The sequence below is a fragment of the Neobacillus sp. MER 74 genome (assembly GCF_023714155.1).
Map to the genome: position 1 here is coordinate 12209 of NZ_JAMAUV010000023.1, position 22837 is coordinate 35045.

At 41.2% G+C, this 22837-nt stretch carries 22 protein-coding genes; 20 read left to right on the top strand and 2 right to left on the bottom strand.

Translation table 11 applies throughout. The features are described 5' to 3' along the window. Positions 1-262: 262 nt before the first annotated feature. The 7 genes from mnmE (at position 263) to M3610_RS23165 (ending at position 8124) form a co-directional block, all read left to right on the top strand. Positions 263-1648: a tRNA uridine-5-carboxymethylaminomethyl(34) synthesis GTPase MnmE gene (gene mnmE / locus M3610_RS23135; RefSeq protein WP_251462970.1), complete on the top strand. Its 1386-nt coding sequence runs from the start codon at positions 263-265 to the stop codon at positions 1646-1648. A 100-nt stretch (positions 1649-1748) separates the two neighbouring features. Beyond that, positions 1749-3638: a tRNA uridine-5-carboxymethylaminomethyl(34) synthesis enzyme MnmG gene (gene mnmG, locus M3610_RS23140; RefSeq protein ID WP_098577030.1), complete on the top strand. Its 1890-nt coding sequence runs from the start codon at positions 1749-1751 to the stop codon at positions 3636-3638. Between the two features lie 21 nt (positions 3639-3659). Continuing rightward, on the top strand, positions 3660-4376 hold the full coding sequence (gene rsmG / locus M3610_RS23145) for a 16S rRNA (guanine(527)-N(7))-methyltransferase RsmG (protein WP_251462972.1): 717 nt from the start codon (positions 3660-3662) through the stop codon (positions 4374-4376). Between the two features lie 171 nt (positions 4377-4547). Next, positions 4548-5417: a nucleoid occlusion protein gene (gene noc / locus M3610_RS23150; protein WP_098577036.1), complete on the top strand. Its 870-nt coding sequence runs from the start codon at positions 4548-4550 to the stop codon at positions 5415-5417. Between the two features lie 307 nt (positions 5418-5724). Next, positions 5725-6486 carry a ParA family protein gene (locus M3610_RS23155; RefSeq protein WP_251462974.1) on the top strand — a complete coding sequence of 254 codons (762 nt, stop codon included), beginning with the start codon at positions 5725-5727 and terminating at the stop codon, positions 6484-6486. After that, positions 6479-7330: a ParB/RepB/Spo0J family partition protein gene (locus tag M3610_RS23160; RefSeq protein ID WP_251462976.1), complete on the top strand. Its 852-nt coding sequence runs from the start codon at positions 6479-6481 to the stop codon at positions 7328-7330. The genes M3610_RS23155 and M3610_RS23160 overlap by 8 nt, the downstream gene beginning before the upstream one ends. Positions 7331-7416: 86 nt before the next feature. Continuing rightward, entirely contained in the window at positions 7417-8124 is a 708-nt protein-coding gene (locus M3610_RS23165) for a DUF554 domain-containing protein (RefSeq protein ID WP_098577043.1), read from the top strand. Between the two features lie 40 nt (positions 8125-8164). Here the strand turns inward: M3610_RS23165 and yyaC are convergent, their stop codons facing one another. Then, entirely contained in the window at positions 8165-8785 is a 621-nt protein-coding gene (yyaC, locus tag M3610_RS23170) for a spore protease YyaC (protein ID WP_098577046.1), read from the bottom strand. Positions 8786-8944: 159 nt separating this feature from the next. Here yyaC and M3610_RS23175 point away from each other — a divergent pair, with 159 nt between their 5' ends. From M3610_RS23175 to dnaB, 12 genes are all read left to right on the top strand, one after another. Next, the gene (locus M3610_RS23175) at positions 8945-9811 is read left to right on the top strand and encodes a mechanosensitive ion channel family protein (RefSeq protein ID WP_251462979.1); all 867 of its coding nucleotides are present in this window, start codon (positions 8945-8947) and stop codon (positions 9809-9811) included. Positions 9812-9825: 14 nt separating this feature from the next. Then, complete coding sequence (locus tag M3610_RS23180; protein ID WP_026568062.1) at positions 9826-10023, top strand: DUF951 domain-containing protein; 198 nt, start codon at positions 9826-9828, stop codon at positions 10021-10023. Between the two features lie 83 nt (positions 10024-10106). Continuing rightward, positions 10107-12101 carry a molybdopterin-dependent oxidoreductase gene (locus M3610_RS23185; RefSeq protein WP_251462981.1) on the top strand — a complete coding sequence of 665 codons (1995 nt, stop codon included), beginning with the start codon at positions 10107-10109 and terminating at the stop codon, positions 12099-12101. A gap of 91 nt (positions 12102-12192) precedes the next feature. Further along, positions 12193-12381, top strand: coding sequence for a hypothetical protein (locus tag M3610_RS23190; protein WP_251462983.1), 189 nt, complete (start codon positions 12193-12195; stop codon positions 12379-12381). A 31-nt stretch (positions 12382-12412) separates the two neighbouring features. Continuing rightward, positions 12413-13513, top strand: coding sequence for a redox-regulated ATPase YchF (gene ychF, locus M3610_RS23195; protein ID WP_098577055.1), 1101 nt, complete (start codon positions 12413-12415; stop codon positions 13511-13513). Between the two features lie 356 nt (positions 13514-13869). Then, positions 13870-14157 carry a 30S ribosomal protein S6 gene (gene rpsF / locus M3610_RS23200; protein ID WP_026568065.1) on the top strand — a complete coding sequence of 96 codons (288 nt, stop codon included), beginning with the start codon at positions 13870-13872 and terminating at the stop codon, positions 14155-14157. 63 nt (positions 14158-14220) lie between these two features. Further along, complete coding sequence (gene ssb / locus M3610_RS23205) at positions 14221-14742, top strand: single-stranded DNA-binding protein (protein ID WP_098577058.1); 522 nt, start codon at positions 14221-14223, stop codon at positions 14740-14742. 50 nt (positions 14743-14792) lie between these two features. Then, entirely contained in the window at positions 14793-15032 is a 240-nt protein-coding gene (gene rpsR, locus M3610_RS23210) for a 30S ribosomal protein S18 (RefSeq protein ID WP_098577061.1), read from the top strand. Between the two features lie 125 nt (positions 15033-15157). Then, positions 15158-16102, top strand: coding sequence for a YybS family protein (locus M3610_RS23215; RefSeq protein ID WP_251462985.1), 945 nt, complete (start codon positions 15158-15160; stop codon positions 16100-16102). Between the two features lie 24 nt (positions 16103-16126). After that, positions 16127-18100: a DHH family phosphoesterase gene (locus M3610_RS23220; RefSeq protein WP_098577067.1), complete on the top strand. Its 1974-nt coding sequence runs from the start codon at positions 16127-16129 to the stop codon at positions 18098-18100. Then, the gene (gene rplI, locus M3610_RS23225) at positions 18097-18546 is read left to right on the top strand and encodes a 50S ribosomal protein L9 (RefSeq protein ID WP_098577069.1); all 450 of its coding nucleotides are present in this window, start codon (positions 18097-18099) and stop codon (positions 18544-18546) included. The genes M3610_RS23220 and rplI overlap by 4 nt, the downstream gene beginning before the upstream one ends. Positions 18547-18708: 162 nt before the next feature. After that, a complete protein-coding gene (gene dnaB / locus M3610_RS23230; protein WP_098577072.1) occupies positions 18709-20064 on the top strand; it encodes a replicative DNA helicase in 1356 nt (451 codons plus the stop codon). A 318-nt stretch (positions 20065-20382) separates the two neighbouring features. Here the strand turns inward: dnaB and M3610_RS23235 are convergent, their stop codons facing one another. After that, on the bottom strand, positions 20383-21300 hold the full coding sequence (locus M3610_RS23235; RefSeq protein WP_251462987.1) for a nuclease-related domain-containing protein: 918 nt from the start codon (positions 21298-21300) through the stop codon (positions 20383-20385). A gap of 212 nt (positions 21301-21512) precedes the next feature. Here M3610_RS23235 and M3610_RS23240 point away from each other — a divergent pair, with 212 nt between their 5' ends. Next, positions 21513-22805 (top strand): adenylosuccinate synthase, encoded by a 1293-nt coding sequence (locus tag M3610_RS23240; RefSeq protein WP_098577078.1) that lies wholly within the window; start codon positions 21513-21515, stop codon positions 22803-22805. Positions 22806-22837: the final 32 nt, after the last annotated feature.

The window sequence follows — 22837 nt, forward strand, 5'->3', positions numbered from 1 at the left end:
CGAATGATAGGATGTTTTTTTTTGGCTTCTGAAAAAAATGTCGAAAAAAGAAGTTGTTGATAACCTAAATCTTTTCTCGTTTTTCGTTTTATTGTTATTCACATGTGGATAAGTTAAAATAATAATGGGATTAAAGTGAATTGTGGATAGTTAGAGGTCGAGAAGGTTTACTTTTTCAACAGATAATCATGTGGTATTCTATTGTTTTGGAGAAAAAATCATTTTTTATATAGATAACAGTTTTTAGTGTGAGGTGAAGGAAATGGAATATGATACGATTGCGGCCATCTCCACTCCGATGGGGGAAGGAGCGATTGCTATTGTCCGCTTGAGTGGGGATGATGCGTTTGAAATTGCAGACAAACTATTTAGAAGCATTGGCGGGAAGAAGCTGACTGAAGCAGCAACCCATACGATTCACTATGGGCACCTGATCGAACCAAAATCAAAACAAGTGGTCGAAGAGGTTATGGTTTCAGTAATGAGGGGTCCAAAAACTTTTACAAAAGAGGATGTAGTGGAAATAAACTGCCATGGCGGAATTGTTTCTGTGAATAGAGTCCTTCAGTTAGTGTTAACGAATGGCGCGAGACTGGCTGAACCAGGTGAATTTACAAAGAGGGCTTTTTTGAATGGTCGGATTGATTTATCGCAAGCGGAAGCAGTCATGGACTTAATCAGGGCAAAAACGGATCGGGCGATGAATGTAGCGCTAGGACAAATGGAAGGGCGCTTATCAAAATTGATTCAGAGACTCAGACAGGAGATTTTAGAAATCCTCGCTCATGTTGAGGTTAATATTGATTATCCGGAATATGACGATGTGGAAGAAATGACTCATAAAATGCTGTCTGAAAAAGCTCATTTTGTCAGGGAGGAAATCAAGAAACTGTTACAAACATCAGAACAAGGGAAGATTTTACGGGAAGGATTGTCAACGGCGATTGTTGGCCGCCCAAACGTAGGGAAATCTTCACTCTTAAACAGCCTTGTCCATGAAAATAAAGCGATTGTAACAGATATTCCTGGAACCACAAGAGATGTCATTGAAGAATATGTGAATGTTCGCGGTGTCCCCCTTCGGCTTTTGGACACTGCAGGAATTAGAGAAACAGAGGATATTGTCGAACGAATTGGAGTGGAGCGCTCCCGTCAGGTTCTACAAGAGGCAGATTTGATTTTGCTAGTCTTAAATTATGCAGAGCAACTGAGCGCAGAAGATGAAAAGCTTTTTGAAGTAGTCAAAGGTATGGATGTCATCGTTATCGTGAATAAAACAGACTTGGAGCAAAAAATCGAGTTTGACAAGGTTTACGCTTTAGCAAAGGAACACAAGGTTGTTACCACTTCTTTGCTTGAAGATCGTGGGGTCAATGAGTTAGAGGAAGCCATTGCTTCATTATTTTTTGCAGGATCCATTGAGGCTGGCGATATGACCTATGTTTCCAATAGCCGCCATATCGGCTTATTAAGCCAAAGCTTACAGTCGATTGAAGAGGCGATTGAAGGAGTGGAAATGGGGACACCGATAGATATTGTTCAAATTGATTTAACAAGAACATGGGAATTACTTGGCGAAATCATTGGTGAAAGCGTTCATGAGAGCCTGATCGACCAACTATTTTCTCAGTTCTGTTTAGGAAAATAAAAAGGGAAGCGGAAGCCCTTTGATTTGGCGGGCTGAAGCTTGACCTTTATAAAAAAGTGAAAAGCATTGTTTCCGTAAGATACGGAAAAGGAGGAACAACATGCAATACGAAGCAGGAAAATTTGACGTCATTGTCATCGGAGCAGGACATGCCGGTTGTGAAGCAGGCCTTGCTGCCGCTCGAATTGGTGCAAAAACATTAATGATCACCATTAATCTTGATATGGTAGCCTTTATGCCGTGTAACCCATCGGTTGGAGGCCCTGCTAAGGGAATCGTCGTTCGTGAAATTGATGCGCTTGGCGGTGAAATGGGTAGAAATATTGATAAAACCTATATCCAAATGAGAATGCTGAACACAGGTAAAGGGCCTGCCGTTCGAGCATTACGTGCCCAAGCAGATAAATTTGCTTATCAACATGAAATGAAAAAAACCATTGAAGAAGAAGAAAATATGACTCTCCTCCAAGGGATGGTCGAAGAATTAATCGTCGAGGATGGCGTTTGCACCGGCGTTATTACCAAAACAGGAGCTGTGTACCGTTCTAAAACAGTCGTTATTACAACCGGTACATTCTTACGTGGTGAAATTATTATTGGTGACTTGAAATATTCGAGTGGCCCGAACAACCAACAGCCATCAATCAAATTATCTGAACATCTTGAAACACTAGGATTTGATCTGGTCCGCTTTAAAACGGGAACGCCGCCGCGCGTTAATAGTAATACCATTGATTACAGTAAAACAGAAATCCAGCCGGGTGATGATCAACCTAGAGCATTTTCTTATGAAACAACGAAATATATTACAGATCAGCTGCCATGCTGGTTAACCTACACAAACGAAGAAACGCATCAAATTATTGATCAGAACCTTCATCGCTCACCAATGTTTTCTGGAATGATTAAGGGAACAGGTCCGCGGTACTGTCCGTCGATTGAGGATAAAGTGGTCCGCTTTAATGATAAGCCGCGGCACCAAATTTTCCTTGAGCCTGAAGGAAGGAATACTCAGGAAGTATATGTGCAGGGGTTGTCAACAAGCTTACCGGAAGATGTGCAGCAGCAAATTCTAAAATCGATTTCAGGACTTGAAAATGTGCAAATGATGCGTTCCGGTTATGCGATTGAATATGATGCGATTGTTCCGACACAGTTGTGGCCAACACTTGAAACAAAGGTAGTGAAAAATTTATATACTGCCGGTCAAATTAATGGGACATCTGGTTATGAGGAAGCGGCAGGTCAAGGCTTAATGGCCGGGATCAATGCAGGCTTAAATGCACTGGGCCGTGACCAGTTAGTATTAAGCCGTTCCGATGCGTATATTGGAGTATTAATTGATGATTTAATTACAAAAGGTACGAATGAACCGTATCGTTTGCTAACATCACGTGCGGAGTACCGCCTGCTATTACGCCATGATAATGCTGATTTACGCTTAACTGAAATAGGCCATCAAATTGGTTTAATCCGTGACGAACGTTATGAAAAGTTCTTGGCTAAAAAAGACGCAATTGATGCCGAAAAGCAACGCTTGGAATCAACATTCCTGAAACCGACAGCTGAGGTTCAAGAAATGATCCGCAGCATTGGCGGCAGTGAATTAAAGGATGGAATCCGGGCCTCTGATTTATTAAAAAGACCTGAGATGTCCTATCAACAACTTGAAACTATTTTCCCTAGTGAAGTTGCTTTAGACGAAGATGTAAAGGAACAGGTGGAAATTCAACTTAAATATGATGGATATATTACCAAGTCCCTGCAGCAAGTGGAACGATTAAAGAAGATGGAAGATAAGAAAATTCCTGAGAATATTGATTATGATGCCGTCTCCGGACTTGCGACGGAAGCTAGGCAGAAATTAAAGTTAGTCAAACCGCTGTCCATTGCCCAGGCATCCCGGATAGCCGGTGTAAATCCTGCTGATATTTCCATCTTGCTTGTCTATCTAGAACAAGGCAAGATCGCAAGGGTTTCGAATGAATAACTATGTGAGGAAGATTACTGAATGATCATCGAACAATTTGCAGCAAATTTACAGGAAAAGGGGATTACCCTTACAAGTGTGCAGCTCGACCAATTTGAGAAGTATTTTGAAACACTGGTTGAATGGAATGAAAAAATGAATCTCACCGCGATTACCGATAAAGCGGAAGTGTATTTAAAGCATTTTTATGATTCCATTACAGCTTCGTTCTATTATGATTTCACAAAGCCGTTCCATCTTTGTGATGTTGGAGCAGGTGCAGGGTTCCCAAGTATTCCATTAAAAATTGTTTACCCTCATATTGAGGTGACGATTGTAGATTCATTAAACAAGCGTATTTCTTTTTTAAATCATCTAGCTAAAGAATTAAATTTAGAAAACGTCCATTTTATTCATGATCGTGCGGAAACCTTCGGGGTCAATCCAGAGTTCCGTGAAACATTTGATGTAGTAACGGCAAGGGCGGTTGCAAGAATGTCCGTGTTGAGTGAGTTTTGTTTACCACTCGTCAAAGTAGGCGGACATTTTATTGCCATGAAGGCGGCTCATGCTAAGGATGAATTAGGAATGGGTCAAAAGGCAATCACCACCCTTGGTGGAAAATTAGAGGAAATGTTTACTTTTACGCTTCCAATGGAAGAAAGTGAACGAAATATTCTCATCATAAAAAAGGAAAAACAAACACCAAAGAAATATCCGCGAAAGCCTGGGACACCAGGAAAGACACCAATTGAATAAGAAAAGCAGAAGCGCCCGTTTAGCAGCGGATGGACCGGAGCGCTTTGACTTCTTTAGAAAAACAATTTTGGAAATCTAACAATTTTTAGGGCAAACATGTTATTCTAGGCAGGAAGAATGGAACTAGGCAGAGAATAAGTAATAGGGAGTTTCGTAAAGGTGGTGTTGGGGATGAAACAATCATTTACACGCTTTTTTGGCCTCGGCGATAAGGGACAACCAGAGGTTGAACAAGAACTTGAAAAAGAGCTGATTACGGAAAAAAATGAAGAAATCAATAAAATACCAATTGACCATATAGTTCCAAACCGCTTTCAGCCGCGGACGGTTTTTGATGAAGAGAAAATTGAAGAATTAGCGCGGACCATTCATATTCATGGTATTATTCAACCTATTGTCGTAAGGGAATTTGCGGTTGGACAATATGAAATTATAGCGGGAGAACGCCGTTTTCGGGCGATGAAACAGCTGGGCTGGACCGAAGCACCGGCAATTATTAAAAATTTATCGGATACAGAAACGGCCTCTGTTGCATTAATTGAGAACCTGCAGCGGGAAGAGCTGTCCCCTATTGAAGAGGCGATGGCCTATGGAAAATTGCTGGAATTACACAACTTGACCCAGGAAGCCTTAGCACAACGCCTTGGAAAAGGGCAGTCAACGGTGGCTAACAAACTCCGTCTTCTTAAATTACCGCAGCAAATTCAAGAGGCATTATTATCGAAGATCATTACAGAGCGTCATGCCCGTGCATTGATCCCTCTAAAGGATCCTGAAAAACAAGTGGCACTATTAGCTGAAATTATCGAAAAGAATTTTAATGTTAAGCAAACCGAAGAACGTGTGGTTAAATTGCTCGAGCAAAAAAATGAAAAGCCTAAACCAAAGCGGAAAGCTTTTAGTAAAGATATGAGAATTGCCGTCAATACAATTCGCCAATCCTTATCAATGGTAACGGACAGCGGAATTAACCTTGATGCTGAGGAAGAAGAATTTGACGAATTCTACCAATTTACAATCCGTATACCAAAGAAAAAATAATAGACAAATAGATACAAGAACCAGGCATATCAAATGCTTGGTTCTTTTTATTTGGGAAGGTCTTTTTGTGAATGGAAATATTTAGATATATTATGTTTTCTATCCCCCAATCCAGCAATCTTTTAACCAGTAGACATTTGAATAATTTTAGAAAAAATCCAACAACCTATCTGTTTCATGCTAAAATAAAGGAATGGAATTTTTCTTTTAGCCATCAAGGTTAAATTAGCCAAATGAACAATATTTTTATAAAATTTAATAGAATAGCAGAATAAAACTTTGAGAGAATATAAGGGTAGGTGACATTGTGGGCAAAATTCTTGCAATCGCGAATCAAAAAGGCGGAGTCGGAAAAACGACTACCTCTGTCAACCTAGGTGCCTGCTTAGCATATATTGGAAAACGTGTCCTGCTAGTAGACACGGACCCGCAGGGAAACGCAACAAGCGGGATTGGTATTGAAAAGGCAGAAGTTGACCAATGCATATATGATGTTTTAGTAGATGATGTAGAAGCAAAGGATGTCATTAAATCTACATCAGTTGAAAATTTGTATGCCATCCCAGCTACTATTCAGCTGGCAGGTGCAGAAATTGAATTGGTACCGACCATTTCAAGAGAGGTTCGTTTGAAGCGTGCCCTAGCAGAAGTGAGAGATCAATTTGATTATATTATTATTGATTGTCCGCCATCGTTAGGTTTATTAACCCTTAATGCCTTAACAGCCTCTGATTCCGTGTTAATTCCTGTTCAATGTGAATATTATGCGTTGGAAGGATTGAGCCAATTATTAAGTACGGTTAGACTTGTTCAGAAGCATTTGAATCAGGAGTTGAAAATTGAAGGTGTTTTATTGACCATGCTTGATGCACGGACCAATCTTGGCATTCAAGTCATTGAAGAAGTGAAAAAATATTTTCAGGATAAAGTATATAAAACCATTATTCCAAGAAACATACGTCTAAGTGAAGCTCCTAGTCATGGTGAACCGATTATTACCTATGATGCCAAATCCCGTGGTGCTGAGGTGTATTTAGATTTAGCAAAGGAAGTGGTCTCGAATGGCTAAAGGTTTAGGAAAAGGCCTTAATGCATTTTTTGCGGATGCTAGTAAAGAGGAAGTCGTTCTAGAAATCAAACTAAATGAATTACGTCCCAATCCATATCAGCCTCGTAAAACCTTCCAACAAGAGGCAATCGATGAATTAAAAGAGTCGATCATCGAGCATGGAATCTTGCAGCCGCTCGTGGTTAGAAAAAGTATTCGCGGCTACGAAATCGTAGTAGGTGAGCGGCGTTTCCGTGCAGCGAAAGAGGCAAAGCTTGAAACGGTTCCTGCGGTGGTCCGAACACTTTCGGAGCAGCAAATGATGGAATTAGCCGTCCTCGAAAACCTGCAAAGGGAAGATTTAAATCCAATTGAAGAAGGACTAGCCTATCAATTGTTAATGGAAAAGTTAAAATTGACACAAGAAGAGGTAGCGAAGCGTCTAGGGAAAAGCCGTCCGCATATCGCCAACCATATCCGTCTCCTTTCCCTTCCTCAAAAGATTCAAGAATTAATTTCAGGTGGGAAAATATCAATGGGCCATGGACGTGCCTTATTAGGACTTCGCCAAAAAGAGAAACTGCCAAGCCTAGTCGAAAAAGTAACCAAAGAAGCATTGAATGTACGTCAGTTGGAAAAACTGATTCAACAAATAAATGAAGATGTTCCACGTGAAACGAAAAAGCCCGAACCGAAGAAAGATGTGTTTATCAAGGAACGGGAACATGTCCTGCGTGAACGGTTTGGAACGACGGTAAATATTAAGCAGAACAAGAAAAAGGGTAAAATTGAAATTGAGTTCTTCTCTAACGAGGATTTGGAACGAATTTTAGAGATGCTCCATCAAGAGGATTCCTCATTATAAACCATCAAACGGTGGTTTATTTTTTTTTACTTATATGATAGTTTAAAAGAAATATATTTCGAAGGTCGAAAAAAGGTGGATGTAAGATGTTTTTATTAGGAACACTGGTCAATGGGCTTTTAATAGTTGTTGGCACACTGCTTGGAAAGTTGTTAAACCGGATTCCTGAAGGAATGAAAGTCACGGTTATGTATGCCATTGGTTTATCTGTCATGGTGTTGGGCTTACAAATGGGGTTAAAGAGTGAAAATTTCCTCATTGTTATTATTAGCCTCGTTGTGGGAGCGGTTGCCGGTGAGGCCTTAAAACTGGAGGATAAATTAAATGATTTAGGATTATGGCTGGAGAAGAAAGTTGGCCCCTCCAATGGAAAAGGCAGTATCTCCGAAGGATTTGTTACGGCGACACTAATTTTTGTGATCGGTGCAATGGCGATTATTGGCGCACTTGACAGCGGCATCCGCGGTGATCATGATGTGTTGTACACGAAATCATTAATCGATGGATTTACGGCGTTAATTTTAACAACCACATTGGGAATTGGGGTTATTTTTTCAGCGATTCCGGTTGTCCTCTATGAAGGGGGCATTGCCCTATTTGCGACCCAGATTGACCGATTTGTTCCGCAGGCATTAATGGATCAGTTTATTGTCGAGATGACAGCAACAGGCGGAATCATGATTTTTGCGATTGGCTTAAATTTAACCGGAATAGTGAAAATTAAAGTAGCCAACCTCCTGCCTGGGATCGTCGTCACGGGGCTGATTGTATCGGTTCTTTATATTGTTCAATAAATTTAGCAAAAAGAGCATTCGGTTACACCCGTCTGCTCTTTTAATTTGTCTTCTCTTCTTCAAGCCAATTTAAGTTTAATTCAGTCCAATTTTGCTTAGGGTAGAGCAGACTTGCTTGATAGATGGCATTGGCTATGGTTTTGGCCATTCTCATAACAAGATTTAAGCGAGTGTTTTGTAAGACATAAAACTCCATAAACCCGCTGACATTGACGATGCCTGTGATATGTATATCACCGACCGCCGGCAGCTCCTTATTTACTCCTGCCCCTGGTTTGACAGGACCATTCCCCACTTGAATCACTCCGACATTTTTAACTCTTCCCAAACAAGCATCGATGCCAATGATATAGGGGTCAGTATGTTTTGCTTGGATTTCCTTTAATTTATCAGCCAAATTAACGGCATGAATCGGTTCATCTAACGTCCCGTACACATAGAATGCCCGCATATCCTTTTCTTCCAGTAATGTCCCAACAAGCGGCCCTAATGAATCTCCCGTAGAACGGTCCGTACCAATACAGACAAAGACAATCGGGCGGCTTGTTACCGTAGGAATATTCGTAAGCAGCTCTTCAGCGAGGTTTTCAGCAGCATGCAAATCATCATGGCTGATCCGCGCCTTGGCCCTCCTGTCAAAAAAACCGGATTTCAGATTCATTAAGTCACTCCCTAATCTTAAATAGTCTTACTATTATACGGAATTTTCAGTAAATCTATACATAAAGCGGGTAAAAAAGGAAAATTCATAATGCTATTAACTGCATAAAATAATTGCTAAAATAGAATTGGCAAAAAGGTTTTAGAGGATGGTGTCTACATGACTCTTACACAAAAGGGTATGCAAAAATTACTTGATAAATTTCAAAATGAGGATACGTGGCTGGCTCTAGGTGAGGGGCTCCTAAAAATAATGGCGATTTTAATTATTACCAATATCTTGATTCGTATTGGAAAATTAATGATCCATAATATTTTTAAAATTAGAAATCTCTCCCCGCTTAGTACTTCGGAACGGCGAGAGGAAACACTCTCTCGGCTGCTTGATAATGTCCTTTCCTATGTTGTTTATTTTATTGCCTTTATGATGATTCTTTCTGTGTTAGGAATTGATGTCAAAGCGCTAATTGCCGGAGCTGGAGTAGTTGGTTTAGCTGTAGGTTTTGGAGCACAAAGTTTAGTCAAAGATGTGATCAGCGGCTTTTTTATCATTTTCGAGGATCAATTTTCTGTTGGAGACCATGTTCGTATTGGTCAATTTGAAGGAAATGTTGAAGCGATAGGATTAAGAACGACAAAAGTTAAAAGTTGGACGGGGGAACTGCATATTTTACCAAATGGCAGTATTATTGAAGTAACCAACTTTTCCATTAATAATAGTATCGCCGTTGTAGATATTGCGATTGCCTATGGGGAGGACATCGCTAAGGCGGAAAAGGTCATTGAGGAAGCAATTCAATTTATGCCCGCTCAATATGAGGAGTTAGTTAAGCCCCCTGAGTTATTAGGAATTCAAACAATGGGAGCAACTGAGATTGTCTTACGCGTTGTCGCAGAAACGCTGCCAATGAAGCAGGCAGGTGTTTCTCGTATGATTCGCAGGGATATTAAGCTTCAATTAGACGAAAATGGCATTAAGGCTCCTGATCCAAAAGTGGTCATGTATGGCTCTGGACAACCTAAATAAGGAGAGGATATTGGATGGAAGAAAAGGAATTTGCCCTAAATGATGTAGTAGAGATGAAAAAACAGCATCCTTGTGGAACAAACCGCTGGAAAGTCATCCGCATGGGGATGGACGTTCGCATTAAATGTGAAGGCTGCGGTCATAGTGTCCTCATTCCGAGGCGGGAATTTTCAAGGAAAATGAAGAAAATTTTGGTGAAGCATGAGGAATAACCTTATGCTTTTTTTAAATGAAAAAATATATTATTCTTATAAGAAAAGTAGAAATAGAGTTTTTGTATATAGGGGTGGGAATAGTGGCACAAATACGTCAAGCAGCATGTCCATTAAATTGCTGGGATAGCTGCGGATTTCATGTAACAGTCGAAAATGATCGCGTCACAAAAGTAGAAGGAGATCCCTCCCATCCAATCACCCAAGGAAAAATTTGCGGGCGGGGACGGATGCTTGAAACAAGGACAAATTCCGCGCAGCGGTTGCTGCATCCATTAAAAAAAATCAACGGCCAATTCGAGCAAATATCTTGGGAACAGGCGCTGAATGAGATAGCGGAAAAGCTCAGGGGCATAAAAGAAACATACGGGTCAACGGCCGTTTTACACAGCCATGACTATGCAAATAATGGATTATTAAAAAACCTCGATCAACGTTTCTTTAATTGCTACGGCGGTGTTACTGAACTCTACGGGTCTCTTTGCTGGGGGGCAGGCATCGAAGCGCAGCAATGGGACTTCGGGAATGCTTATAGCCATGGCCCTGATGATGTTTATAATAGTAAAAATATTATCGTCTGGGGGCGAAATGTTGCCCGGACAAACATGCACTTTTACGAAAAGCTGCTAGAGGCAAAAAAACGTGGTGCAAAATTGTTTGTTATTGATCCAATCTTTAACGCAACAGCTAAAATTGCTGATGAATATATCTCGATTAAACCTGGAATGGATGGATTATTAGCAGCAGGAATTATCAAAGAGCTGCTGCGCTTAAGGTTAGAGGACCGAAAGTTTATTGAGGAATCCTCCGTTGGTTTTGAGGATGTGGATCAACTTCTGGGCAGTGTTACTTTAGAGGAAATCAGTGAAATGACTGAAGTGCCTTGTGAAGTAATGACCCATTTAGCGCATGTCTATGCGGACAAACCTACTGCCACGTTCATGGGCCTTGGCATGCAGCGCTATCAAAATGGCGGGAATACAATTCGCCTGATAGATGCGCTTGTCGCATGCAGCGGAAATATTGGAATGGCGGGCGGGGGTGCAAATTATGCGAACCTTCAAGTGGGCCAGAGTTTTGTGTTTGAAGAGTTGACACTAGCAAATCGCAGGCAAAGCCGGCGTCAATTTTCGATCATGAAACAGGCCGAAGAAGTGCTGAAAGCAACAAATCCACAAATACAAATGATAGTTGTCACATGTGGGAATCCAGTCACACAGGTGCCTGACACCCAAGTGGTTGAAAAGGCCTTCTCATCTGTACCAACATTGGTGGTCATTGATCAATTCATGACAGATACCGCGCAGCTTGCTGATTATGTGTTACCGACCACGACTGCTTTTGAGGAAGAGGATATTTATTTTTCTTCGATGTATCATCATTATGTAAATTATGGTCCAAAGCTGGTATCGGCACCAGGCGAAGCCCAGCCTGACTTATGGATTTGGACGGAATTAGCGAAACGGCTTGGTTTTGGGGCTGATTTTGACTATACAAGAAAGCAATTCCTTCAAATGAGTTTTGAAAGATTGGAAAGAAAGGGTGTCTCCCTGGATACGTTAATGGAACAGCATACGCTGGAGTTACCGGTCACAGCGATCCCATGGCAGGACCGAAAGTTTACTACTCCTAGCGGCAAGTATGAATTTACCGCACGGAGGAACGGTCATGAACCATTAACCTTAGCTGTACCGGAGGAATCTAAGTGGAGGAATCCACAGTTAGCTGAAAAGTATCCATATAATTTACTGACGATCCATCCGATGCGTTCCAATCACTCGCAGAACTACCATCTATTAGGTGGAAATTTGAGGTTGAAGGTCGAAGTAGCTCAAAATATTGCAGATGACCTTGGTTTGCAAAAAGATGACATGGTAAGAGTATGGAATGACCGCGGCTCCGTTACAGGCTATCTTTCCATCCAGCCCACCTCCCACCCGAACACGATTAATATCGATGAGGGGATTTGGAAGCAGTTTGGCGGATCAGTAAATCACCTGACATCAAGCAGTGAATCCGATAATGGAATGGGAAGTACGTTATATGATTGCCTGGTTAATATCGAAAAAATAAACTAACTGCCGCCATCATGCGCCAGTTGTCTTTTTTTATATAAATCTCTATAATTGTGAAAGACTTGTCTTTTTATTATTGGAACTAATTTAGGCTATGTTAAGGCTTTTTGTTTATTTTGGCACCCTGTTGGTTGGAGTGGAAGGCACGAAGACTCCTGCGGGAGGACGGGGCAGGGGAGACCCCGCAGGAGCGCAGCGACGAGGAGGCTCCCCGGACCGCCCGCGGAAAGCGAAGTGCCTGGAACGGAAATCGACAGGCAATTTTAACATAGCCAACATTTAAAATAGATCATATTTTTTGAGGAGTGAAATAAATGGCATTAACAGCTGGTATCGTAGGATTACCGAACGTTGGTAAGTCTACTTTATTTAACGCAATTACCCAAGCAGGGGCAGAATCAGCCAATTACCCTTTCTGTACGATTGACCCAAACGTTGGAATCGTTGAGGTACCTGATCACCGTCTCCAAAAATTAACAGAACTGGTTCAACCAAAAAAGACCGTACCAACCGCTTTTGAATTTACCGACATTGCAGGGATTGTTAAAGGAGCAAGCAAAGGGGAAGGTCTAGGGAATAAATTCCTCTCACACATCCGCCAAGTTGACGCGATTTGCCAAGTCGTTCGCTGTTTTGCTGACGAAAACATTACCCATGTATCAGGTAAAGTGGATCCAATCGATGATATTGAGGTCATCAACTTAGAGCTAATTCTTGCCGACATGGAATCAGTAGAAAAGCGGATTAGCCGTGTTGAAAAATTAGCTAAGCAAAAGGATAAGGAAGCGGCGGCTGAATTCGAAGTGCTAGCGATGCTGCGTGATGCTTTTGAAGCAGAAAAGCCTGCTCGAACGGTTGATTTTACCGATGAGCAAATGAAACTTGTCAAAGGACTTCACCTATTAACGATTAAGCCTGTCCTTTATGTGGCCAATGTAAGTGAAGATGATATTGCTGATCCATCTGACAATGAATATGTTCAAAGGGTACGCGAATTTGCAGCGGCTGATAACGCCGAAGTTATCGTGGTTTGTGCAAAAATTGAAGAGGAAATTGCTGAACTTGAGGGTGAAGAAAAGCAAATGTTCCTGTCTGAGCTAGGAATTGAAGAATCTGGTCTTGATCAGTTAATCCGTGCTGCTTATCATTTACTTGGATTAGCGACTTATTTTACCGCAGGTGTTCAAGAAGTACGCGCCTGGACATTCAGAAAAGGAATGAAAGCTCCGCAATGTGCAGGAGTCATTCACTCTGATTTCGAACGCGGCTTCATCCGTGCCGAAACCGTTTCATTTGATGATCTATTAGCTGCTGGCAGTCATACAGCTGCCAAAGAAGCCGGCAAGGTCCGCCTCGAAGGAAAAGAATACGAAGTAAAAGACGGCGACGTCATCCACTTCCGTTTTAACGTATAATAGCTCAAGCTCTGCAAATTTTGCAGAGCTTTTATTTTGCAGTGGTAAGTAAAGGAGACAGGGTGATTTGGCACCATGTTGATTGGAGCGGAAGGTGCGAGACTCCTGTGGGAGTACGGGCCTGGGGAGACCCCACAGGCGCTTAAGCGCCGAGGAGGCTCCCCGGAACGCCCGCGAACCGCTCGCACCTGGAGCGGAAATTAACATGCAATATTAACAGCTCAAAACTGGAAATAACTCATTTCTGTGAATGACATTGCAATTAATTTATTTGTATGCTATAATTTCAACTTGTGAGTAATTAATAATTGCTCCTTGCCCAAATGGGCCGTTTAGACCAAAAGGAGGTGACTGTGATGAATAAGTACGAAATCATGTACATCATCCGCCCAAATATTGAAGATGAAGCTAAAAAGGCTCTTGTCGAGCGTTTTAATACAATTCTTCTTGAAAACGGTGCGGAAACTGCTGAAACAAAGGATTGGGGTAAGCGTCGTTTAGCATATGAAATCAACGATTTCCGCGACGGATACTACGAAATCACTAAAACAACATCTTCAGCTGCTGCAGTACAAGAATTTTCTCGTCTTGCAAAAATCAGCGAAGATATCATTCGCCACTTAGTAATTAGAGAAGACGCTTAATATAGATCTTGGTAGAAATGTTTCACGTGGAACATTTTTCCAAATAAAAAGGAGTTGATTCTGATGATGAATCGTGTCGTACTTGTTGGCCGTTTAACAAAAGATCCTGATTTGCGTTATACACCAAATGGGGTCCCTGTTGCTACCTTTACTTTGGCAGTTAACCGTACATTTTCTAATCAGCAAGGAGAACGTGAAGCAGACTTTATTAACTGTGTTGTTTGGCGTAAACCAGCTGAAAATGTGGCGAACTTCTTGAAAAAAGGAAGCCTCGCAGGTGTGGATGGCCGAATTCAAACCCGCAACTATGAAGGACAAGATGGTAAACGTGTCTATGTTACAGAGGTACAAGCTGAAAGTGTTCAGTTCTTAGAACCTAGAAACGCATCTGGCGGCGGTGGCGGAAGAAGCGATTACGACCAATTCGGTGCTCCTCCTAGGGAACCACAAGGTAATCCTTATGGCGGTGGCAATCAGAATCAGCGTCAAAACCAAAACACGAATAAAGGTTATACAAGAATGGACGAGGATCCGTTTGCTGGTAATGGTCAAATTGATATTTCCGATGACGACCTTCCATTCTAACCAACCTTAATTGAACGATAATATCAATAATGAAAAAGGAGGGAATTTTCATGGCAGGAGGACGTAAAGGCGGTCGCGCAAAACGTCGTAAAGTGTGCTACTTTACATCAAATGGTATCACTAAAATCGACTATAAAGATGTAGATCTACTTAAGAAATTTATCTCTGAGCGTGGAAAGATTTTACCACGTCGTGTAACTGGTACTAGCGCTAAATACCAACGTAAATTAACAGTTGCAATCAAACGTTCACGTCAAATGGCATTACTTCCATTTGTTGCAGGTGAATAATAAATAGATGGAAAAGGCAGTAAGGGTTCTCCCTGCTGCCTTTTTCTTATACTCGTAAACTTGTGTCGAAATGATTATCTCGGGTAAAATAAAGATTAGTGTTGTAATTGTTTAGGGGTGAAAGTGTGAAAGATGTACGCAAGTTAACGGAGGGTGCAATCCTTTTGGCGGCTTTTGCTGCACTGCTATTAATAAGCATCTACGTTCCCGTTGTCGGGGCAATTGTAAACTTGGTATTACCGCTGCCGTTTATTATCTTTGCTTTTAAAAATAATCTGAAACTGATTGCCGCTTTCGTGGCAGCAGCCATTTTTATTTCATTCATTGCCGGCTCGTTGATGGGGTTAGGTTTTATGCTTATTTATGGATTGGCTGGTGTGTTGATCGGTTATTTGCTTCAAAAGGGCAAGAGTCGGACGTTCATACTGATTGCTAGTTCGCTCACGATTTTGGTTGGCTTAATAAGTATGTATGCCGTCGTTGTTTCCTTTATGAAAATAGATATTATCCATGAACTAACAGTGGCCATAAATGAATCAGTTAAAAACTCTGAGGAAATGCTGAAAGCGATGGGAAGAGAAAGTGAAATTGCACAGCTTAAAGAGAAAAATGCCCTCATGCTTAAGCAAATTAGCTTACTGTTACCAAGTGCTCTTATTTTTTCCTCCATTATGTTTACATTTATTATTCAGTGGGTTTGCTTTCCAATTGCTAAGCGATTTGGTGTCAATGTTCAGCCTTGGGGTCATTTTCGTAATCTAGCCCTTCCTAAAAGTCTGTTGTGGTATTATTTAATTGCCTTGGGGGCAATGCTCTTATTTCATCCAGAAGAAGGAACCTACATATATTCTGTTTTAATCAATGCAAGATCCGTATTAGAGACGTTTATCCTCTTGCAGGGAGTGGCGCTTTTATTTTTTCTTTTCCACCAAAGGTCCATTGCGAAGGGACTTGGCGTGTTTGTAGTAATTCTTACTTTCATGATTCCGTTGGTCCGTTATATAATAATGTTATTAGGCATTACTGATTTAGGCTTTAACTTTCGGAAGCAATTTGAAAAGAAAGAGTAGATTCACGACTAGGAGCTGAAAATTTTGCCTGCATTTTTAGAAAAGCGGTCCATTCGTTACCCTTTTTATGGGTTAATTGCTGTCACAGTGGTACTGCTCATTATCCTGTATTTATATAACAGGATATTAAGTGTAGCAGGGCTGTTATTAATGTTTTTCCCCATTTACTATATGTTTGTAGTCGATCGGCGCCAACGAAAAGAAATGGAAGAGTATATCTCAACCCTTTCCTACCGCGTAAAACGAGTTGGTGAAGAAGCGCTAATGGAAATGCCCATCGGGATTATGCTCATTAATGATGAGTATTATATTGAGTGGACTAATCCATTCTTAGCCTCTTGTTTTGATCAGGATACCTTGGTGGGAAGATCACTGTATGATGTCGCAGATACCCTGATACCGCTAATTAAACAGGAAGTAGAAACAGAAATTATTACCCTTCATGAACGGAAATTCCGCGTCATCCATAGACGTGAGGAACGTCTCTTATACTTTTTCGATGTAACGGAACAAAAAGAAATCGAGAAAATGTATCACAATGACAGGACCGTTATTTCCATTATCTTTTTAGATAATTATGATGATCTCACCCAGGGAATGGATGACCAAATGCGTGGCAGCATCAATAATCTGGTGACGTCTATCCTCAATAAATGGGCGCAGGATAATGGGATCTTTTTAAAAAGAATTTCCTCTGAACGATTTATTGGCGTGTTCAGTGAAGGAATTCTTCAAAAGCTGGAAAAAGGGAAATTTACTATTCTTGATGATGTCAGAGAAATGACATCCAAGCAAAATGTATCCTTTACCTTAAGTATTGGTGTCGGAACGGGAGTAACTTCCCTGCCAGAATTAGGCGGGTTAGCCCAATCAAGCTTGGACTTGGCCTTAGGCAGAGGCGGCGACCAAGTAGCGATTAAATTGCCAAGCGGCAAGGTGAAGTTTTATGGCGGTAAAACCAATCCAATCGAAAAGCGCACGAGAGTCAGAGCACGAGTGATTTCACATGCGTTAAGGGATTTAATTATCGCTAGTGATAAAGTAATCATCATGGGTCATAAAAATCCGGACATGGATTCGATTGGTGCCAGCATTGGCATCTATAAAGTCGCGCAAATGAATCAGAAAGATGCCTATATCGTTGTCAACACTCAGGACATGGAAAGTGGAGTGAAACGGTTAATGGCCGAAATACGACAGCAAGAGCAGTTGTTTGCCCACTTTATTGGATCAGAAGAGGCACTGGAAATTGCTATGGATAAGACCTTACTTGTTGTCGTGGATACACATAAACCGTCCATGGTCATTGAAGAACGGCTTCTCAATAAAATTGACAATAAGGTTGTCATTGATCATCATCGCCGCGGCGAAGAGTTTATTGCCAATCCTCTCCTTGTTTATATGGAGCCCTATGCCTCATCGACATCAGAACTAGTGACAGAATTCCTTGAATATCAGCCAAAACGAGGTAAAATTGAAATGATTGAAGCGACAGCCCTCTTAGCGGGAATCATCGTGGATACCAAAAGCTTTTCCCTCAGAACAGGCTCCAGGACGTTTGATGCGGCCTCCTATCTACGAGCACATGGAGCAGATACCATCCTCGTTCAAAAGTTTTTGAAGGAAGATGTGGATACATATATTAAGAGGTCCAAGTTAATTGAGTCTGTTACTTTTTACCGCGAAGGGGTTGCGATTGCGAAAGGCAAAGAAAATGAGTTCAATGATCAAGTGATCATTGCCCAAGCGGCAGACACTTTATTAACAATGGATGGTGTGACAGCCTCCTTTGTTATTTCAGAGCGCAGTGAAGGCGTGATTGGGATTAGTGCAAGATCACTTGGAAGCATCAATGTCCAAGTCATCATGGAAAGTCTAAAAGGCGGCGGACACCTGACGAACGCAGCCACACAACTGACTGGTTTATCAATTGCAGAAACCGAAAATCAATTAAAGCTAGCAATAGATGATTATTTTGAAGGAGTGAAAAAGGAATGAAAGTAATTTTCTTAAAAGACGTAAAGGGTAAAGGGAAAAAAGGTGAAGTGAAGAATGTAGCCGACGGTTATGCTCATAATTTCCTTCTTAAACAAGGTTTAGCAAAGGAAGCGAATAATGCCAATATCAGTACGCTTGATGCTCAAAAAAAGAAGGAAGCAAAGCTAGCGGAGGAAGAATTAGCGGAAGCAAAAAAATTAAAAGAAGTATTGGACCAAATCACGGTTCAATTAACTGCTAAAGCAGGTGAAGGCGGCCGTTTATTTGGCTCTATTACAACAAAGCAAATTGCAGAAGAATTACAAAAGAAGCATGGGATCAAAATCGATAAACGTAAGATGGAATTAGCAGATGCTATTCGCACGCTTGGCCACACAAAGGTTCCAGTAAAACTTCATCATGATGTGGTTGCGACATTAACCGTTTCTGTGACAGAAGTAAAATAAAAATTTTCCCAGTACGAAATGGTTCTGGAACATGATAGAATAGAAAAGTACTCAACACGATGTGATCGGTTTTAACTGGTCACTTTTTTCTTTTGTTTATAGAGATATGATAGTTTCTGATAATAATAAATCATCCTCTTCATGATAGGAGGTTTTTGATATATGAATGACTTATATGCAGATCGCATGCCACCACAAAATATTGAGGCCGAGCAGGCTGTTTTAGGGGCTATTTTCTTAGAGCCTTCCTCTCTCGTACTAGCTTCTGAAATTTTAATTCCTGAGGATTTTTATCGTGCCGCCCACCAAAAAATATTTAACGTGATGCTTACTCTCAATGATCAAGGGAAAGCAGTTGACCTTGTAACGGTAACAGAGGAACTTGCAGCTGCCAAACTGATTGAAGATACAGGCGGGGTTAGTTATTTAGGGGAATTGGCCGCCTCCGTTCCGACGGCAGCTAATATTGAATATTATGCGAGAATAGTAGAAGAGAAATCATTACTTAGAAGATTAATTCGCACGGCTACAAATATTGCATCTGACGGATATTCCCGTGAGGATGAGGTTGAGGCGCTTTTAAGTGAAGCTGAAAAAAATATTATGGCCGTGGCGCAGCGAAAGAATGCTGGTGCATTCCATAATATTAAAGATGTGCTGGTTCGGACGTATGACAATATTGAGGAAATGCACAACCGCGTCGGAGACATTACCGGGATTTCCACTGGTTTTGCTGAACTAGATCGAATGACAGCTGGATTCCAGCGAAATGATTTAATCATTGTTGGAGCCCGTCCTTCCGTGGGTAAAACGGCTTTCGCCTTAAACATCGCTGCCAACGTAGCAACAAAAACGGGTGAAAATGTTGCGATTTTCAGTCTGGAGATGGGTGCCGAACAGCTGGTTATGCGTATGCTTTGTTCGGAAGGAAATATTGACGCCCAGCGGCTTCGTACCGGTTCCCTTACAGACGAAGATTGGGGCAAGCTGACGATGGCGATGGGAAGTCTTTCGAATTCAGGAATTTTTATTGATGATACTCCAGGGGTCCGCATCAGTGATATCCGTTCGAAATGCCGTCGTTTGCAGCAAGAGCATGGTTTAGGGATGATCCTAATCGATTACTTGCAGTTGATTTTAGGAAGCGGCCGTTCGGGTGAAAACCGTCAACAGGAAGTTTCCGAGATCTCTCGTTCCTTAAAGCAGTTAGCCCGTGAGCTGAAAGTTCCGGTTATCGCCCTTTCTCAGCTGTCCCGTGGTGTGGAACAGCGTCAAGATAAGCGTCCGATGATGTCCGATATTCGTGAATCAGGTTCTATTGAGCAGGATGCCGATATCGTAGCGTTCTTGTATCGTGATGACTACTATGACAAGGAATCAGAGAATAAGAACATTATCGAAATCATTATTGCGAAGCAGCGTAATGGTCCAACGGGAACGGTATCGTTGGCGTTTGTAAAAGAATACAATAAGTTCGTCAACCTCGAGACACGGTATGATGATGCTCCAGGAGCGTAGTGGCTAGCCAAATTAGTTTGGCTAGCCTTTTTTTTGCGTCCATGGCACTCGTGGCTTGAGAAAAAAGGTCAAACGGTAACCATAGGGGCCGTATGATGCCCGTTTGTGGTAAAAGAAGAGCCCAGCGGTAACCATAGGGGCTGTATGATGCCCGTTTGTGGTAAAAGAAGAGCCCAGCGGTAACCATAGGGGCCGTATGATGCCCGTTTGTCATAAAAGAAGAGCCCAGCGGTAACCATAGGGGCTGTATGATGCCTGTTTGTCGTAAAAGAAGAGCCAAACGGTAACCATAGTTTTTATAAAGAGCAATTAACAAACTTAATCCTTTGGTAAAACATAATTTGCAGACTTTCCATGGCCAATTTGTTTATAATGCTTCCCCAGTATCCTCCTAATAGTCTTCTCCGATTTCACAATCTCACACCAGTCACAAACAATCTTTGTGGTAATCTTGTAACCAGGAAAAAGAAGGACCAATTCTGTGACACTCCTTAACACCGCTGACTCCACCTCCTCTTTGCAGCCGCAATTTCCACACACCAAACTTGAACCGTGAATTTCAGAAAAAAAGGAGTAACACTTTGGACAAAGGATTCCTTTTTTCAGATCCTCATATTGGTAGGCTGGTAAGTTCGGATAAGGTGACTCTACCATATGGAGAGCAACTAATTGTTCAGCTAACTTGTAGTGTCCTTTATTCAGTTTTACAGATCTTGCATTGAGCTTTTTCAAAAAACGGTTCAATTGTGAGTGGAAAACAAGAGATGGATTAATAGTGGTTATATATAAATGAAATTCGGAGTTAATGAAGATTAGATAGGGCTCAAATGGGTAATGATAGCCAAGATCACGGAGTAAGGAACGAAGTAAGACGACACAACGATCCTGTTGGTGTACAGGATTCTTCATATCTTTTTTAGCACTCGTATACCATTTTTCGGCTTCGACAAAGTAGTCGCCTTCAAAATTTTTGATATCCAAAGGGTAAATTTTATCGTGGGATATAAGTAATGTATCAATTTGGAATTTTGAATTGTTATATTCCAGTAATAAATCATGGATGACGAGCCACTCCTCTGAGAGCCCCTCCAACCACAGATCACTCTTTTGCTCACCTTCTAATCCCTTTCTGAGTCTTGTATAGTTACTAACATCCTTATCGGATAAACGCATTCGGGCATTTAATGATCGCAACAGAGTAATTTCCAACAATTCCAGACGAGATTTAAATAGCATATTCCACATCCTTTTCATTATTTTAGTAAAACTATAATTCTATTTTATGGAAAAACTATAAAACTAACAAGGTAGATTCGTAAATTAATATTTTACGAACGTAATATAACTTTTTAATAAAAATGTTCGTGTTTGGTTTGCTTTTAGTAATAAAAATTGGTAAAATGGTCTATGGAAAATAGTAAAGCGTATTTAATTTGGAGGTGCCTTATATGTCATCAGTAGTAGTTGTTGGAACTCAATGGGGAGATGAAGGTAAGGGGAAAATCACAGATTTCCTTTCTGAAAATGCCGAAGCAATCGCCCGTTATCAGGGAGGAAATAATGCAGGCCATACCATAAAGTTCAACGGAGAAACGTACAAATTGCACCTAATTCCATCTGGAATTTTTTATAAAGAAAAAATTTGTGTCATCGGAAATGGAATGGTTGTTGATCCTAAAGCACTTGTTGCAGAACTTGCTTATTTACATGAAAAAGGGATTACAACCGATAATCTTCGTATTAGTAATCGCGCTCATGTCATTCTTCCATATCACCTAAAACTTGATGCTGTTGAAGAAGAAAGTAAGGGTGCGAATAAAATTGGTACAACCAAAAAAGGAATTGGACCAGCTTACATGGATAAAGCAGCGCGCGTAGGCATTCGAATTGCTGACCTGCTTGAACGCGATGTGTTTGAAGAAAAGCTGGAACGTAATTTGGAAGAGAAAAATCGTTTGTTTGAACGTATTTATGAAACAACAGGATTTACGAAAGAAGAAATCCTTGACGAATATTATGAATATGGTCAACAAGTAAAACAGTATGTTTGTGATACATCCGTGGTCTTGAATGATGCACTGGATGAAGGCAAACGAGTTCTTTTTGAAGGGGCTCAAGGGGTTATGCTGGATATTGACCAGGGTACCTACCCATTTGTAACCTCATCTAATCCGGTAGCCGGCGGTGTTACAATTGGTTCAGGAGTGGGTCCATCTAAGATTACCCATGTAGTTGGAGTGTGCAAGGCTTACACTTCTCGTGTAGGTGACGGTCCATTCCCGACAGAATTAAATGATGAAATTGGTCATCAAATCCGTGAAGTTGGACGTGAATATGGAACAACAACCGGCCGCCCTCGCCGCGTTGGCTGGTTTGACAGTGTCGTTGTACGCCATGCCCGCCGTGTGAGCGGATTAACTGACTTATCACTTAATTCCATTGATGTTTTAACTGGAATTGAAACATTAAAGATCTGTACTGCGTATAGCTACAATGGTGAGCTTATTACGGAATACCCGGCAAGCTTGAAGATATTAGCACAGTGTGAACCTGTTTATGAAGAGCTTCCAGGCTGGACAGAGGATATTACAGGCGTTAAAACTTTAGACGAACTGCCTGTAAATGCCCGTCATTATGTAGAACGAGTGACCCAGTTAACTGGAATTCCATTAACAACGTTCTCAGTCGGACCAGATCGTAATCAAACAAATGTAGTCCGCAGCCCTTGGAGACAAATATAAAAGCGGAAGCGCCTGTTCAGGGACGACAGGCA

Coding starts and splice junctions, on each gene's coding strand:
- M3610_RS23190 (WP_251462983.1), top strand. CDS start 12,193: ATGTTAAGGCTTTTTGTTTATTTTGGCACCCTGTTGGTTGGAGTGGAA.
- dnaB (WP_098577072.1), top strand. CDS start 18,709: ATGAATGACTTATATGCAGATCGCATGCCACCACAAAATATTGAGGCC.
- mnmG (WP_098577030.1), top strand. CDS start 1,749: ATGCAATACGAAGCAGGAAAATTTGACGTCATTGTCATCGGAGCAGGA.
- yyaC (WP_098577046.1), bottom strand. CDS start 8,785: ATGAATCTGAAATCCGGTTTTTTTGACAGGAGGGCCAAGGCGCGGATC.
- rpsR (WP_098577061.1), top strand. CDS start 14,793: ATGGCAGGAGGACGTAAAGGCGGTCGCGCAAAACGTCGTAAAGTGTGC.
- ychF (WP_098577055.1), top strand. CDS start 12,413: ATGGCATTAACAGCTGGTATCGTAGGATTACCGAACGTTGGTAAGTCT.
- M3610_RS23165 (WP_098577043.1), top strand. CDS start 7,417: ATGTTTTTATTAGGAACACTGGTCAATGGGCTTTTAATAGTTGTTGGC.
- mnmE (WP_251462970.1), top strand. CDS start 263: ATGGAATATGATACGATTGCGGCCATCTCCACTCCGATGGGGGAAGGA.
- M3610_RS23180 (WP_026568062.1), top strand. CDS start 9,826: ATGGAAGAAAAGGAATTTGCCCTAAATGATGTAGTAGAGATGAAAAAA.
- rpsF (WP_026568065.1), top strand. CDS start 13,870: ATGAATAAGTACGAAATCATGTACATCATCCGCCCAAATATTGAAGAT.
- M3610_RS23240 (WP_098577078.1), top strand. CDS start 21,513: ATGTCATCAGTAGTAGTTGTTGGAACTCAATGGGGAGATGAAGGTAAG.
- rsmG (WP_251462972.1), top strand. CDS start 3,660: ATGATCATCGAACAATTTGCAGCAAATTTACAGGAAAAGGGGATTACC.
- M3610_RS23160 (WP_251462976.1), top strand. CDS start 6,479: ATGGCTAAAGGTTTAGGAAAAGGCCTTAATGCATTTTTTGCGGATGCT.
- M3610_RS23175 (WP_251462979.1), top strand. CDS start 8,945: ATGACTCTTACACAAAAGGGTATGCAAAAATTACTTGATAAATTTCAA.
- noc (WP_098577036.1), top strand. CDS start 4,548: ATGAAACAATCATTTACACGCTTTTTTGGCCTCGGCGATAAGGGACAA.
- ssb (WP_098577058.1), top strand. CDS start 14,221: ATGATGAATCGTGTCGTACTTGTTGGCCGTTTAACAAAAGATCCTGAT.
- M3610_RS23235 (WP_251462987.1), bottom strand. CDS start 21,300: ATGCTATTTAAATCTCGTCTGGAATTGTTGGAAATTACTCTGTTGCGA.
- rplI (WP_098577069.1), top strand. CDS start 18,097: ATGAAAGTAATTTTCTTAAAAGACGTAAAGGGTAAAGGGAAAAAAGGT.